Genomic DNA, 15,416 nt, shown 5'->3' on the forward strand with positions numbered 1-15,416 from the left:
AACTCGATCCCTGCTACCACAGAGCCTGCGACACCATCAGCAACGCCAACGCCGACCTGCTCAAGGAAATGTCCGCCGCCATGGCCTACGCCACCGCATCCTACGCCCTGGCCCCACGCGGCTGACATCCAGCTCCAGAAGAACGGTTACAGCACCACGCCGCTTCGGCAGATTGCCCGAGGACGCTGTGCGTTGATGCGGATCCTGGACTACTTGATTCGGACTACTTGATTCGGACGACTTGCCGTGTGAGTACAGCTATGTAGACCGGGCCGGATATTGATTTCGGGTACGGCCTACGGATCCGTAACTTAGCCGGATTCCATAGCTAAGATTCATTACCGGGCACGCTTCCTGACCGTGGCTTGGCGTCACAACACTTCGCCGTCGTGTGACCGATTTCCGGATTTCTGAGCCGCATCTGGACCGGGAAATAGAACGAAGGAAAGCTACTGATGGATATTTTTGACGTCCTTGAGTCAGAAGTCCTCACTGTAGCCCGTGCTGCCGCACCTGGGACGCAGTCTTCGACCGCGCGTCCGGCAGCACGGGCTACAGTGAGGACGGCAGGGACCGTCTTGATTTCTTTTCCGGCGCCGGCGCCCTGAACTACGGTCACAACAATTCTGAAGCGGCCCTGAAGCTGGCCCGAAAAGTCACCGGCAGGACCCGCATCCTCGGCTTCACGAATGCATTCCAACGGGATGACTCTTGGATCCCTCGCAGTGACAGCCGTCCAGGGGGAGGGGGTCTCAGCCGTGATCCACCGACGGGCTCGTTGAGGACCGCGGGATTTGGTGTGGCCGGGCGGGGCGGGATCTGGGCAGGCCGGATTGTCCGGCCCCGCTGCCGGTGGTGTTCCACTGTGGTCCTTGGTTGTCTTGGTGCGGGGCGGCCGGTCAGGTCTTTGCCGGCCGTGGGAAGGTCCGGTTGAACAGGTCCTTCCAGGCGGTTTCCCAGGGCCAATCCGCGGGCAGGTGGAGTATTAGCTTCCGGGCTGAGGAGGCGATTCTGGCCGGGACCTCACGCTCGAGTTCTGTGATCCGGTCCGAGTCCACCGTCGTCGTTCCCGGACGCAGGCCCTCGTCGGTCTCGGCCCGGCTCACCCAGGTCCGCAGTGCCTCGGGATTCACCCCGAGCTGCTCGCCGATCCGGCGGAACGCACCGGTCCTGGTCGCAGGGTCTTTCCTTGCATCAATGGCCGTCCGCGTTGCGCGCCCACGAAGCTCATTTGAGTACTTCCGTTGTGCTGGCATCGGAATCATTCTTCCGGGTAATCGATGTCTCCATCAAACCCGGTGCGATTCAGTAGTGCCCGAACCTAGGTAGCGCTCGATGCTGACTGGGCAGTGGCCAAGCCCGCCGCCCTGCCCCCGGCGGCGGAAGTTGATGACCTGGCCGGTTCTGCCGCACCCGCAGGTGCCGGTCTCGACGTCGCCCATGTCGTCGGTGAGGAGGAAACCGGGGTAGCTGGTGCTGAGGGCGTCCAGTACGGCGATGGTGCCGGTCTCCCCCGGGGCGATCTCCTTGGCGCTTTGGCCAGGGTCCCGGATCGAGATGTAGCACCATGGCGGAACGTGCTTGCGATGCAGGTGGCATTCGACAGCGAGCATGTTCGACTCGATCATCCCGTACATGTCGCGCACGTTCACCGGAAGCACGCCGAGCAAGTCGTGGCACCGTTCCCGAAAACTCTCATTAGGGATGGCCTCGACTGTGTGCCGCTTCCAGCCCCCGAGAGTGATGATCATGCTGAACGGGTCCAAGCGCACACTGATATTTTCCCGCTCAAGGAACCGGAGGAGCCGGTCGATGATGAACGGCGGACTGACGATGTGGCGTGTCATATGTCCCTCCCATCGTCGCAGGTGCTCCAGGGCCTCCCCGGCGTCGAACGCCTGGTCGGCAACGAGATATGCATGGTGGTCGAAGACGCTGTTCAGGACGTTTAAGTCCTTGAGCAGTCCCATCTCCGAGGCTTCCGGGTCCGACGGGTTTAAGAAAAGTCCCGCGCCCCCGGACAGGCTGAAGAACTCCCGGTAGGTGCCGAGCAGGGCGACCAGCGCCAGGGTCATTGTCTCGCTGTTGCGGGGGATGACGGAAGGGACACCGCGGGTTCCGCTGGAGCGGGTTTCGGTCTCGACGTCGGCCAGGGAGCAAGTAAGCAGCACCTTGGCGTCGGGACGCTTGAACATGCCCACCGGCAACAGTGGCAGGGATTGCAGGTCGTTGATGTCCTTGATCGTGGCGGGGTCGACTCCCAGGGCGTCACACTGGGCGCGGTAGAAGCCGTTTGCGGCCTGGTGGTAGATCGCGGCGTCCCGCAGGACGTCGGTGACCGACCGGGCCCAGTCCTCAGGGGACTGGACGTTGGCCTTGGACACATTCCCCAGCATCTGCGGTAGGGAGAGCATTGCGTCACTCCTCGGTGAGTGCGAATCGATGAATGCGGTTTGCGCCGCAGGGTCAGCCGTACCGACGCAACTCGGAAAAGAAATCCCCGACCACCCGGAGCTGGCCATTGCCGGCAAGCTCGTCGTAGACGTACTTGCCGACTGCCAGGTCGAGCACGCCCAGTCCGAACGGCGAGAACACAATAGGGCGGTCGTCCGTCAGCGAGACCCTGCCTTCCATGACGTCGGCCAAGGTGCCGTCCACGAAGTCCCTGTTGCCAGCCTTCTGCTCCGCGAGGTGGGCCGACGTCCCGGCTTTCAGGCAGTGGTCGACGTCGTCGAGGATGTTGGTGGACGCCAGCAGGATCTCAGGGGCCAGATCGCGCAGGGACACGTGCAGCACCAGCGGATTGTGCGCGAACCACGTCGTATCGTGCACGTGCGGCTGGCCCGCCACCGTGGCGAACACGACGAGGTCGCTGCTTCTGATCAGCTGCTCGGGGCCGTCGTGCACGGTCACCCGGGCACCCGTACCGCTGCGCTCGAGATAGCCCTTGAAACCCTCCTCACTCTCACCCGAGAGGTCGAACACCCCGATCTCGTCGAAGGACCAGTCGGTGGCCTTCAGGAAGGTGTGGATATAGCGGGCAATGAGGCCAACGCCAAAGAACCCTATGCGGCGGGGACGCCCGCGTCCCCGGCTGAGCCGGTCGGCAGCAGCGGCGGCAGATGCAGCGGTCCTGGAGGCGCTGATGATGGAGCCCTCCATGCAAGCCAAGGGGTACCCCGTTGCCTGGTCGTTGAGGATCAACACCGCAGAGGCGCGCGGAATTCCCGATGCCACATTGTCCGGGAAGCTGGAGACCCATTTGATGCCGTCAACCTCTACTTGTCCGCCGACCGAGGCCGGCAGGGCGATGATGCGCGAGGTAGGCCGGTCCGGGAAGCGCAGGAAGTAAGACGGGGGGTTCACCGAATCTCCGGCTGCATGCACGCGGTAGGTCTGCTCGACCAGCTCGATGACCTTCTTTTCCCGTCCCTGAAGCACCTGCTGCACCTGGGTCCCTGAGATGACCGCGAAGGGCGGAACCGTCTTCGGCTCTGCGGCCGCTGCGGCAGGGGAACTGGCAAGCTCTGTCATCGTGCACCGTCCTGGTTGTGGTTGTCGAGATCGAAAATGTTGCGCGGCTCGGCCATGCCGACAAGAATCTCCCGAGGCCCCTCATAGGCCTCACGGCTATGCGCCATGCGGATGTTGTCGACCAGCATGAGGTCCCCCGTCTCCCAGGGGGTGCGGAGGGTGTGGGCCTCATAGACCTCGTTCAGGAGGGCGACGATGTCCTCGCCGATCGGTTCGCCGTTGCCGAAGTGGGTGTTGAACGGCAGCCCGTCTGGGCCGTAGACGTCCACCAGGTACTCCCGCACCTCGGGCGCGATCGTCCATTCGCTGAGGAACGCAACCTGGTTGAACCAGCAGCGTTGGCCGGTCACCGGGTGCCGGACCACAGCAGGGCGCCGTTGCCGGGTGCGCAGCTCTCCATCGGGCTGCCACTCGAACTCGATCTCGTGCGCCCGGCAGTAGCTCTCGACATCCGCGCGGTCTGAGACCCCGAACGCCTCCTCATAGGAGGCACCGATGTCCTCGTTGTAGCTGCGGGCGAGCAGCCACCCCTCGCTTTCAAACCGACGGACGATGTCCGGCGGTATGGCGTCGAGCACGGCGTGGGCGTCCGCCACACCGGTCACCCCACCAACGCTGGGTGCCCGGAGACAGGCGAAGAGCATCAGGCCGGGAAACTCGAGCGCGTAGCTGAGCTCGTGGTGCATGCACATGGGCTGGTTAGCGGGCCACGTCAGGGATGAGTACACGCCGTCCAAGTAGGGCTGCCTGGCGGCGAAAGCCTCCCGGTCCGGCATCAGCCCGCCTGGAGCCAACTGCTGGAAGGTATCGGCCACTTCGGCTGGATCGCGGAGGCTCAGGCCGCGGACCAGGACGGCGCCGTGCTCATCCACCGCCGCACGCAGCGCCTCACGGTTCTCTTCGGCCCACCGCACGGGGTTGTGGCCGTTCTCGACGATGAGCAGCGGCGCCCGGCCGGCTTGGCGTTCCACGTCGAACTGGATCTTGGGTGTAGGGGACGACATCAGAGGTCCTTTCGTTTCATGGGGAGCGGGTGGGAGAGGCCAACCGGTCCTCCTGCCGGGGCCATGGAGTCGGGCTCCGCGACGGCTCCCGCCGTCCGCGGGTCCGGCGGAACGGCTGTGTCCGCGGGGGACGAGGCTTCGAGCAGGGTCGCCAGGTCTGCCAGGATGGGCGTCTGCATGATGTCCTTGATCGCCACTGCGCGCTTGAGCAGTACCGCGAGCTTCACCGCGGACAGCGAGGTCCCGCCCAGTGCAAAGAACGAGTCCTGCCGACCGATCCGGCCCATCGGCAGGCCGAGCACCGTCGCCCATGCCTCCGCAAGCCGCTGCTCGGCCGCCGAGAGGGCTTCCGCGGCGGTGCCGGCCTCGGGAATGACCTCGCGCGCCATGCGGGTCAAAGCCTTCCGGTCGATCTTCCCGTTGCCGGTCAGGGGCAGGCTCTCCTGCCACCTGTACGTCGAAGGAACCATGTAGCCAGGTACCCGGGCAGCCATCTCGCTGCGGATTTCGTCGACCTCGAGCGGCCGGTTGCCGGAGTAGAACGCCACCAGGAACTTGGACTGCCCGGCGCCCTCACCGACGACGACGGCGCCGTCGCGGACGGCGGGAACCCGCAGCAGCGCGTTTTCGATGTCGCCGATCTCGATGCGGAACCCGGAGATCTTGACTTGGTTGTCCCGCCGCCCCAGGTACTCCAGCTTGCCGTCCGGGGACCAACGGCCGTAGTCGCCGGCCCGATAGAGTCGCGCGCCGTCCACGTAGGGGTCGATGGAGTAGGCCTGCGCGGTGCGCTCCGGGTCGTTGATGTAGCCGCGGCCCACGCACACTCCGGAGAATGCGATCTCGCCCGGTGCTCCAAGCGGCACAAGGCGCTGCCGCTCGTCGAGGATGTGGATCCGGACGTTCGGGATTGGCGGGCCAAGTGGCACGGAGCCGCCCGGGGGCGCTGCACTCAACACTTCGTGGTTCGTGTCGTCGGAGGTTTCCGTCAGCCCGTAGGCGTTGACCAGCTTGACGTCCGGCATCACGTCGAACCAGCGGCGGACCAGTTCACGCTTTAAAGCCTCCCCTGTGGCCGAGACGCAGCGGAGGTACGGCAAGGCGCGAGGCCTGCCGCCCAGGTACGCCACCACGGCGTCCAGATACGACGGAACGACTTGGAAGACCGCCACCGCGCCCCGTTCCACCGTGTCGATGAACCGCTCGACGTCGAGGATCCGGTCCTGCCCGACGATGAGTGTGCGGCCGCCGACGAGCAGCGCCGAGACTAGTTGCCACAGCGAGATGTCGAAGCACTGGGGTGCGGTCTGGGCGACGACGTCCCCGGGGCGGATCCCCAGGTCCTCGATCTTGGCGTACAGGTGGTTCACCATGCCGTCGTGCTCGCACATCGCGCCTTTCGGCTCGCCAGTGGACCCGGAGGTGAAATAGACGTAAGCGAGCTGATCGGGACGAATCTCCATGCCGAGGTCGTCGGCGGGATGCCCCTCGGCCTCGATGTCCTCGAACAAGAGCTTCGTCACTGCGGGCATTCCTTCCAGTGCCTCATCGAGGGTGGTGGTGCTGCCGCCTTCGGTGAGCACCACCCGGGCCCCGGCCCGCGTGAGCGTTCTGGCGATTCGGTCGGCCGGGAAGTGCGGCTCGATCGGCAGATATGCGCCTCCGGCTTTGAGGATGCCGATCACAGCGGCCATCCACTCCAGATCCCGTTCGGCGACGACTGCCACGATGTCCTCCGCGCGCAGCCCGCGCGAGAGCAGACCACGGGCTATCCGGTTGGCGCGGGCGTTTAGCTCTGCGTACGTCCACTCCCGCGCGTCCTTAACGGCCGCGATTTGTTCGGGACGCTGCCGAACGCGCTCCTCGAACAGCTCGTGGAAGCGCCGCTGGGGCCGGGGCCGCTCTGGCCCGGCGAGCTGCTCAAGCTGGAAGCGCCGCTCCTCCTGGCCGACTAGGTCGGTGTCCAAGGGATCCGCCCCCGGGTCCGCTACCACGCCACGGAGCGCGGCGAGGTAGTAGCTGGCGATGCGGCGGGCGGCATCTGCGTCGAGAACATCCCCGCGGTACTTCAGGCGAAGCACCTCGCCTATGGTCGCGTGTCCGACCGAAATACCGAGCACGATGCCCTCCGGCAGCTCGGAATCGTCGTCCCGAATACCGCCGAACACCACTTCGTAGCCCGGGGCGGCTGGCTCGTGACTAGCCTGCACGGGGGTGGACTGTTCCGTACGGGGCCGGATTTGGCGGCCGTTCGCATCGGAGACGAGGGCTCGCCAGGACCGGTGCGCCAGATCGAGGGTGCACTGCCAAGTCCCGAACGCGTCCTTGCAACCGGTCGTGACCTCTGTTTCGCCGGACAACGCGTGGAGCACTCTCGAGTGTGCCGCCAGCCAGATCGAAGATGGAGCCACCTGCAGGCTCTGGGCCAGCGTCCGCACGGCCTCGTATAGGTCCTGTGGCACAGCCACTTCGATCCGGCCCTGGCCCGGCTGGCGCTCCTGCGTCCACCTGGGAATCGCCGTCAGCACGGCACCCGCGGGCGCGGTTCGGTCTTTGCCCGGGCCCGACGAGCCGCCGGCGGTGCGGCAGGTCAACGCAGAGGTGGTGGTCATGATCAGGGCCTTTCCAGCGCGAGGGGGGACGTGGCGGGGGCTCGGGCCTCTTCGGCCGGGTTGCCACCCCACAGGGAACCGCTGGCGAGGGTCGTCCCCTTCATCACGAAGGAGTCGGCGGCGACGACGACGCGGTCTTCGATGGTCACTCCGTAGTGGACGAGGGCGCCAACGCCTAGAGTGACGTCGTCGCCGATGACGTTGTAGTCGGACTTGAACATCCCGTCCTCTTGGGAATGGGACTGAATAAAAGTGCCGCTGTTCAGTGTGCAGCGGGAGCCGATCGTCACCAGTGTCCGCTCAGGGATTCCGCAGCCGTCGTCGAACACCCTGGACCCGATCCGCACGCCCAGCAGACGCCATAGCATCGGCTTGAACGGGGTCCCGTTGAGCATGAGCATGAACCGACTCCCGATGAGCAACTTCCAGTACCTCTCGTGCCACCAGAAGTAAGGGTGATAAATGGAGCAGAGCCGGGGCTCGAGCGGCCGGAACCACCTCACGAGGTGCTCGATGCCGATGGGAACCAGCAAGTCGACCACGAGCAACACGACGAACGACGCGCTGAGGGCGAGGGCGCCGAACTGGTCGTAGAACTCGAGGCCCGCAAACGTCACCAGCATGCCCACCGACGCGATGAGCCAGCGCACAAGCAGCAAGAGCGCCATGGTTCGCAGGTTGTGTCTGTTCTTGGCCGCGAGGTCACGGCGGAAGTTGGCGCGGCCCGCATGCTGCTCGGGAAGGGCGTCCCGCAGGACCGAGCGTGGGATTTCGAATGCCGGTGATCCGAGCAGGCCCACGTCGTGGCGGACCGGTCCGTCGATGGGAACCAGCACCTTGGTCGCGAGCAGGCAGTTGTCACCGGTCTTGGCTTCGGCTGGGTAGAGAACGAAGTTGCCGAGGAAGTTGCGTGCGCCGACCGCCGCCCGGCTGACCTTGAACGAAGTCGCCGAGTAGTCGGTATTCATGAACGACACCCCGTCGGCGATCATGCTTCCGGTGCCAATCTCCGACAGGAACGGGTTGTCGTGCTTGAAGCCCGTGCCTAGGTTCGATCCAGTCTGCTGGACCTTGCCCTGCTTGTAGCCGATGCCCCGCACAAAGTTCACGACGTAGGAGCTGTCGCCGAACAACGCTGGCAGCACGCGGCTGTTGGTCATCCTCGCCACCGCCCGCTCAGCGGCGTGCCGCAGCCCGAACATCGGATACACCGTGTCCGGCTTCAGGGTCAGTTGGAGCACCCGCGGCACCGTCGTTATCAAGATTAACCCCCCGATCGTCCTACCAAAGACCCCCAAGCCGGCGATGACGATGGCGGTGGCGTAAAAGGTCCAGCTTGCGAACGCGAGCGGCGACGCCTCCAGAAGCCCCGCCACGGGCGGGTACGACAGGACGGCCAGGGTGACGGCCATGCTTAGCATGATGCGGCCCGACCCGAGCGCGGCCACAAGTTGGGACACGGCGAACCATCCCCGGCGCCACGGCCGGTAAGGCGTCGGCTCGACCGTGGCGTAGTCCACATCCGTGCGCCTGCCCGGCGAACCGTGCCACCGCTCGCCCTCGGGCACGGCTTGGCCGGTGTACAGGGTGGACCGGTGACCCAGCTGCGAGCCGTCTCCCATGCTCGTGTCGATGTCCAGCACGCTGCCCTCGCCGATGGTCACTTCCCTGCCCAACGTGATCCTGCCCAGCTGGATGACACCGCAATGGGCACGGTATCCGTTGAGCATGACGTCCTTCCGGATCACCGTCCCCTCCCCGATGGTGAGCAAGTCGGTGCAGAGCGGCAGCCGGTTGGTCAGAATCGTGACGTTGCGGCCCACCTTCGCGCCCATGGCTCGCAGGTAGAAAGTCGTCAGCGGGGAGCCTGTCATCAGCAGGATGGGCGAGGTCCGCATCGTGGTCTTGACCAGCCAGAAGCGGAAGTAGGCAAGGCTCCAGATCCGGATCTCTTGGGGCCGGAAGCGACCGATGAAAATCCACTTGGCAGCCACCGGCAGGATGCACATCAGCACGAACACTGCCGCGGCATAGGCGATCATCCGGAGGTAGATCTCCCAAAATGGTGTCCCGTGGCTCAACCAGTGTTGGTTGCCCGGCCCAGCTTCCGGGAACACCCACTGGTACCAAGTGACCGTGAGCAGTCCGGCGATCACGCAGTAGCCGAGGTAGACGAGTACCTGCAGGGCGGCGCAGGTGACGTACTCCCAGGTCCGGGCGTCCATGGGCGCCGGAGCCTCCGGCACCGAAGCCACGGCCGGTGAGGGCTCCTGCAAGCGGTCCTGCTGCGGGGGAACCTGCAGGGCCGCGGCGAGGGCAGAGACGCTCGGGTTACCGTAGACATCCTTCATCGAGACCGTCGGTAGGTCCGGCTGCTTACGCATGCGGGCGCAGAACTTCGCCATGACCAGCGAGTCCGCGCCCAGGTCCTGGAAGAAGTCGGCGTCCATCGGGACCTGCTGCATGCCGAGTACGTCGGCGAGCACCTCGGCCAGCCGCTCCTGCACTTGGACCGTCGCCGACGCCTCCTCGGCCGGTGCCAGGGCCGCGGCCAGCGCGGAGATTGTTGGGTTCTGGTAGATGTCCTTGATGGACACGGCAGGCAGGTCCGGCTGCTTGCGCACGCGGGCGCAGAACTGCGCCATGATCAGCGAATCCGCGCCCAGGTCCTGAAAGAAATCGGCCTCCACTGGCACATGCTCAATGTCCAGCACGCCGGACAGCACCTCTGCCAACCGGTCCTGCACCTGGATCTGAACCGTCACCGACGCCACTTCCGCCGGTGCCAGAGCCGCGGCCAGCGCCGAGATCGTTGGATTCTGGTAGATGTCCTTGATCGACACCGCTGGCAAGTCCGGCTGCTTGCGCACGCGGGCGCAGAACTGTGCCATCAGCAACGAATCCGCGCCCAGGTCGTAGAAGAAGTTGGCGTCCACGGGGACGTCGTCCTTCTTTACCACCGACGCCAGAAGATCCGCCAGCCGGCGCTCCAAGGCAACGGCCGTACCCTTGGCCGGAGCGGCCGGAGAGCCGTTCCCGGCCGGAGCCGCGGTTGCATCAGGAATGGGGAGATCGATAGAAGATGTGGAACGCGGAGCGCCCTGCAGGTTATCGAGACTCATTTTCACTGCAGGAAATTCCCTAAGGCGGCGGTTGCGGCGTAACCGGCCACCGCTTCACGTGCCGGGTGCTGTGGCTCCGACACCGGGTCGGACCGTCGGCCCGGAGCCCTTGCCAAATCGTCGGCGGTTGCCAGCACTTCGACGCCGAAATGATCGTGCACCCAGTCAGGGTTGTAGACAGTGTCCAGGTAGGGTCGGCCCATGTCCGGGGAAATGGCAACCGCCGTCAGGTCCTGGGCCCCGTGTTCGATGAGCCAAGACGCGGCGCCGTGGACCACGGTCCCGGTGGAGCCACCGAGCGTGAAGCCGGCAGCGGCGAGGCGGTGGCAGGCGCGCACCGTGTCCAGTTCTTCGACCATCACCACGTCATCGATCAAGGCCTCGTCGAGTTGCGGCGGCCGCACGCTCATGCCGAGTCCCGGGATCAGGCGGGCGGCGGGCTGGCCGCCGAACGAGACCGATCCTGCGGCATCGACCGCGACAATCCGGACATCCGGCCGGTGCTCGCGGAAGTACCGCGCGCAACCCATCAAGGTCCCCGTTGTCCCTGCTCCCACGAACAGCACGTCCAGGTCGGGGAACTGATTGGAGATCTCGGGGGCAGTCCAGCGGTAGTGCGCTCCCCAATTGCCGGGATTGGTGTACTGGTTGAGCCAGATGTACCGCTCGTCGGACGCGCACAGGTCCCGCACGTGGTTGAGCCGGGCTCCGAGGAAGCCGTCGACGGGATCCGGTTCGGTGACCAGGTCCACCTGTGCCCCGAGCGACTCCATGAGTTGCCGGGTTGGCGGGTTGCAGCGCGGATCGATCACACACACGAAGCGGTACCCCTTGCTGGCAGCGATCATGCTGAGCGCGACGCCGAGGTTGCCCGATGAGGACTCCACGAGGATGGAGCCAGGGCCGATCAACCCCTCCCGCTCGGCGCGCTCGACCATCTCCCGCGCGGGCTTAAGCTTGATTGAGCCGGCGAAATTGAACCCCTCAATCTTCAGAAAGAGGCGGCAGCCCAGCACCCCCTCCAGGTCGACGAACAGGCTCTGCTCGTTATACAGGTGCGGATCCCTGATGATCGGCATGATCTCCCTCGTTCCCTGTCATGAGCGTGGTCAGGATGGGGGAGGCTCCTGCCAGCTTGTGTGTGACGGGTGGCGGACATCTTCGTCCGGTCCCTTCTACTTTTCAAGAAATGCCGCGCAAAGCGGGCGCACTGCGGCCGCCGCTATTTCCCCCAGCCCCCACCGCGGATACTCCGAAATGCAGTGGAGGCTTCAAACCTCTGTTTCGACAGTAGCTATGTTTAATCGCCAACCGCAATGAGTTCGAGCACCTGTATCCACCCCCCCGGGTACTTGTATCCACCCCCCGGGTACTTGTATCCAAGCCCCGAGTACCTGCTTCCCCGCACTCGCGGCCCGATGATAGCTCTGCTCGGCCGTCGCCGTCTCCGCTTACCCCGTCTTCGGTGCGTTGGCGATCTCCACCATGATGCTTGCCCTGATGGTGTTCCGCATCCTGATCATGGTGCTGGTGGAACGCTCGGTCATGGGCTTCCGCAGCCTGAAGCCGCAATATTGCTCAATTTATGATTCCTACTTCTGGCGGCCCGAACGTCTGTGGAAGCTGCTGGCCATGCCGGGATTCACCGGGACCCCCCCTCAAGCCCCTGCTGTGGAGAATGCTGGGCGTCAAAGTCGGCAGGCGGCTCTACGACGCCGCGGTCTCCGCCACAGCACCGAGCCCCGCCACAGGAGGAGTGACCCCGAGACGACCGGCAGCTTTCTGCGGTTCCCGTGGGCGCCCCGCCGGATCCAGGGGCCAGATCAGGGAGAAGATCAGGGAGAAGCCGCACTGCCGGGTTCCCGGTCTGAGCCCGGCCCTAGTGTGAACCGGTCGGCAGGGGAGCGTCCTCGGGGAAGTCGTCGGGGAAGTCCTCTGCCACCGGGACCGGCACGGAATGGCGTCCGCGAGGCAAGGATTTCCTGAGCATGTTCCGTTCGCGCCGCCCCTCGACCAGGCGGTACAGCACCGGAACCAGGATGAGTGTCAGGGCGGTGGAGGAGATCAGGCCGCCGATCACCACGATGGCCAGCGGCTGGGAGATGAAGCCGCCGCCGCCGGTCAGGCCGAGCGCCATCGGCGTCAGGGCGAACACCGTGGCGAGTGCCGTCATGAGAATGGGGCGCAGGCGCTGGCGGGCGCCGTGCGTAATGGCGTCCGCCACGCTCATCCCGGGCTCGCCGTTGCGCGGCTGGCGGTACTGGTTGATGAGGTCGATCAGCACGATTGCGTTCGTCACCACAATGCCCACGAGCATCAGCATGCCGATCAGCGACGGGAGTCCCAGCGGTACACCCGTCACCACGAGCAGGGCGATGGCGCCGGTGGCTGCGAACGGAACGGAGACCAGCAGGATCAGCGGCTGAACGAGCGACTTGAACGCAGCCACCATGATCACATAGACGATGGCGACGGCGGCGAGCAGTGCGAGCCCCAGCTGGCGGAATGATTCCGCCTGCTGCGTTGTGGCGCCGCCGATTGTGGCAGTCACCCCCGACGGCAGCTGGACGGACTTGAGCCGGTTCTGCACTTCGGTGCTTACCGCGCCCAGGTTGGCGCCTGATGGGGTCACGGAGACCTTCGCCGTGCGCTGGCCGTTGCTGGCGGTGATGGAGACGGGGACGTCCACCTGCTCGACGGCGGCGATGCTGCCCAGCGGTACGGCGCCGGCCGCCGTCGGAAGCGGGATCGCCCGGACGGCGTCGATGCTCGTGAAACGGGTGCCCTCGCCGATCCGGACCGGGAAGTCGTTGGTGTCGATCCGGACCGTTCCCGCGGGGACCGGGCTAATCGTGGCGGCCAGCACGCCGGCGACGCGCTGTTCGTTCAGGCCGGCCGCGACGGCCTTGGCCCGGTCCACCTTGACCTGGACCACGGGCTGGCTGGCGGCCAGGTTGGTGGTCACCTCGCTGCTGCCGGGGACCCCCTCCATGGCCGTGACCATCGCGTCACTGGCGCTCTTCAGGTCCGCGGTCGTGGCAGCGGTGACGGTGATGTCCACGGTCGACGTCGTGCCGAAGCCGCCCTGCTGGGAGCCCACGGTGATCTTTCCAGCGTCGGCCACCTTGGCGAGTTCGTTCCGGACGGTGTCCTGGAGCTTGCCCTGGCTGGCTTTTTCATCGGTCACTACCGTGAAGGTCGAGTTCGACGCGCCCGTGGACAGCAGGGCCGAGAAACCGGTCTGGGCGTTGCCGGTGGTGGACTGGACGTCCTTGACCCCGTCAATGCCGCGCAGGACATTCTCGACCCGGATGGCAGAGGCGCTGGCTTCGGCCAGGCTGGTGCCCGCCGGCAGGGCCTGTTTGACCGTCATGCTGTTCTCGCCGGAGCGGCCCAGCAGGTCGGTGGCGAGCAGCGGGGACATCGCCACGGTGCCGCCGAGAACCAGGGCCGCGGCGATCAGCGTGAGCGCCGGGTGCCGCTGCGTTCCGGCCAGGACTGGCAGGTAGCCACGCTGGAGCAGCGTGCGCTGCTCGGCCTCATGCGCCGTGGCGGCGACGGACCCCGCGGTGCCCTCAGCTCCGGCGCGGTCGGTCGCGGCGCCCCCGGCCGCACCGGGGGTGCGCAGGAACCAGTACGCCAGGACCGGGACGATGGTGAGTGAGACCAGCAGGGAGGAGAGCAGGGCGATGGTCACGGTCAGGGCGAATGGCCGGAACAGTTCGCCGGCCAGATCCCCTACGAAGGCGATGGGCAGGAAGACGGCGACCGTGGTGAGGGTGGAAGCGGTGATGGCGCCGGCCACTTCCCGGACGGAGGTCAGGATCGCGGTGATCTTGGTTTCGCCGTAGCTGAGGTGCCGCTTGATGTTTTCGATGACGACAATCGAGTCGTCCACCACGCGGCCGATCGCGATGGTCAGCGCGCCAAGGGTCAGAATGTTCAGCGAGTAGCCGGTCCCGGACAGGCCGATAAACGTGATCAGCAGTGACAGCGGGATGGACACCGCCGTGACGAGCGTGGAGCGCACGGACATCAGGAACACCAGGATGACGGCGACGGCGAAACCGAGCCCCAGCAGGCCCTCGGTAGTGAGGTCCTTGATCGACTTCTCGATGAACGGCGCCTGGTCGAAGACCGGGGTGAACTTGGCGTTGGAGCCGAGTTCAGCCTCCAGTTGCGGAATGGCGTCCTTCACCGCGTGGGAGATGGCGACGGTGTCGCCTTCGGGCTTCTTGGTTACCGACAGGGCGAGGGTTTCTTTCCCGTTCGTCCGCGTGATCGAGGTCCGGGCGTCTTCAACCAGGCTGACATCCGCCACGTTGCCGATCGTCGCCGCGCTGCGGACGGCGCCCAGGGGGAGTGCCTTGATCGCAGCCAGGGAGTCGACCGGGCTGCCGATCTGCAACGAAAGGGTCTTGCCCTGTTCTTCGACGGTGCCCGCCGGGACCAGGGCCCCGTTGTTCTTCAGGGCGTCACTGATTGACTGGATGCTCGCGCCCGACGCCGCCATGTCAGCGGCCCTGGGCAGGATCCGGATGTGCTGGGTGGCTCCGCCGGTGACGTCCGCGCCCCGCACGCCGTCGAGCTTTTGCAGCCGGGGGACACTGAGCCGGGCGAGATCGGCATTGAGTTCGCTGAGCGGCTTGTCCGAAGACACGGCCAGGAACACGATCGGGAAGTCACTGATGCTCCCGGCGATGGCCTGCGGCTGGACGTCGTCCGGCAGCGCCTGCCTTGCGGTGGAGATGGCACGGTCGATCTGGTTCCGGGCCCGGTCCAGGTTGGTGCCGTAGGTGAAGGCGAGGGTGATCTGCGAGCGGCCGTTGCGTGACGTCGAGGACGTTGATTCCAGGCCCTCGACGCTGCCCAGCGCAGTCTCCAGCGGAGCGCTGATCTGTTTGTCCACGACCTCCGGTGACGCACCGGGCATCGAAGTGACGACGGTGATCTGCGGGAACTCGACAGACGGGATGAGCTCCTGCTTCAGCGAGGACATGGTGATCACGCCGAACACGGACGCGAAGACCGTGATCAGCGCGATCAGGGCGCGGTTGGCGAGCGACAGCTTTGCGAGCCGAAACATCTCATGGTCTCCTGGTGGGTCGACGGCAGACTGCAAGCGGGACGTCAACGAGTTGCAG

Annotated in this window: 7 protein-coding genes and 2 pseudogenes; 1 reads left to right on the forward strand and 8 read right to left on the reverse strand. The window is 65.8% G+C overall.

Annotated elements, in window-relative coordinates; genetic code table 11:
- Positions 1-455: 455 nt before the first annotated feature.
- Positions 456-731, forward strand: a pseudogene (locus tag ACFVVK_RS19565) (hypothetical protein); the annotation flags it as partial.
- A gap of 303 nt (positions 732-1,034) precedes the next feature.
- On the opposite strand, the pseudogene ACFVVK_RS19570 reads toward ACFVVK_RS19565, so the two are convergent.
- From ACFVVK_RS19570 to ACFVVK_RS19605, 8 genes and pseudogenes are all read right to left on the reverse strand, one after another.
- Positions 1,035-1,265: pseudogene (locus ACFVVK_RS19570) on the reverse strand (transposase); the annotation flags it as partial.
- Positions 1,266-1,289: 24 nt separating this feature from the next.
- The gene (locus ACFVVK_RS19575) at positions 1,290-2,414 is read right to left on the reverse strand and encodes an acyl-protein synthetase (RefSeq protein ID WP_390270877.1); all 1,125 of its coding nucleotides are present in this window, start codon (positions 2,412-2,414) and stop codon (positions 1,290-1,292) included.
- A 52-nt stretch (positions 2,415-2,466) separates the two neighbouring features.
- Positions 2,467-3,534, reverse strand: coding sequence for a 2,3-diaminopropionate biosynthesis protein SbnB (sbnB, locus tag ACFVVK_RS19580; RefSeq protein WP_390270880.1), 1,068 nt, complete (start codon positions 3,532-3,534; stop codon positions 2,467-2,469).
- Positions 3,531-4,538 (reverse strand): TauD/TfdA family dioxygenase, encoded by a 1,008-nt coding sequence (locus ACFVVK_RS19585; RefSeq protein WP_390270883.1) that lies wholly within the window; start codon positions 4,536-4,538, stop codon positions 3,531-3,533. The genes sbnB and ACFVVK_RS19585 overlap by 4 nt, the downstream gene beginning before the upstream one ends.
- Positions 4,538-7,150, reverse strand: coding sequence for an amino acid adenylation domain-containing protein (locus tag ACFVVK_RS19590; RefSeq protein WP_390270886.1), 2,613 nt, complete (start codon positions 7,148-7,150; stop codon positions 4,538-4,540). The genes ACFVVK_RS19585 and ACFVVK_RS19590 overlap by 1 nt, the downstream gene beginning before the upstream one ends.
- A gap of 2 nt (positions 7,151-7,152) precedes the next feature.
- Positions 7,153-10,272, reverse strand: coding sequence for a Pls/PosA family non-ribosomal peptide synthetase (locus tag ACFVVK_RS19595; protein ID WP_390270888.1), 3,120 nt, complete (start codon positions 10,270-10,272; stop codon positions 7,153-7,155).
- A 2-nt stretch (positions 10,273-10,274) separates the two neighbouring features.
- On the reverse strand, positions 10,275-11,351 hold the full coding sequence (sbnA, locus tag ACFVVK_RS19600) for a 2,3-diaminopropionate biosynthesis protein SbnA (RefSeq protein WP_390270891.1): 1,077 nt from the start codon (positions 11,349-11,351) through the stop codon (positions 10,275-10,277).
- 800 nt (positions 11,352-12,151) lie between these two features.
- The gene (locus tag ACFVVK_RS19605; protein ID WP_390270894.1) at positions 12,152-15,358 is read right to left on the reverse strand and encodes an efflux RND transporter permease subunit; all 3,207 of its coding nucleotides are present in this window, start codon (positions 15,356-15,358) and stop codon (positions 12,152-12,154) included.
- Between the last annotated feature and the right edge of the window lie 58 nt (positions 15,359-15,416).

The sequence above is a fragment of the Arthrobacter sp. NPDC058192 genome, assembly GCF_042883665.1.
In the GTDB taxonomy this organism is placed as follows: Bacteria; Actinomycetota; Actinomycetes; order Actinomycetales; family Micrococcaceae; genus Arthrobacter.

Coding starts and splice junctions, on each gene's coding strand:
- ACFVVK_RS19575 (WP_390270877.1), bottom strand. CDS start 2,414: ATGCTCTCCCTACCGCAGATGCTGGGGAATGTGTCCAAGGCCAACGTC.
- sbnB (WP_390270880.1), bottom strand. CDS start 3,534: ATGACAGAGCTTGCCAGTTCCCCTGCCGCAGCGGCCGCAGAGCCGAAG.
- ACFVVK_RS19585 (WP_390270883.1), bottom strand. CDS start 4,538: ATGTCGTCCCCTACACCCAAGATCCAGTTCGACGTGGAACGCCAAGCC.
- ACFVVK_RS19590 (WP_390270886.1), bottom strand. CDS start 7,150: ATGACCACCACCTCTGCGTTGACCTGCCGCACCGCCGGCGGCTCGTCG.
- ACFVVK_RS19595 (WP_390270888.1), bottom strand. CDS start 10,272: ATGAGTCTCGATAACCTGCAGGGCGCTCCGCGTTCCACATCTTCTATC.
- sbnA (WP_390270891.1), bottom strand. CDS start 11,351: ATGCCGATCATCAGGGATCCGCACCTGTATAACGAGCAGAGCCTGTTC.
- ACFVVK_RS19605 (WP_390270894.1), bottom strand. CDS start 15,358: ATGTTTCGGCTCGCAAAGCTGTCGCTCGCCAACCGCGCCCTGATCGCG.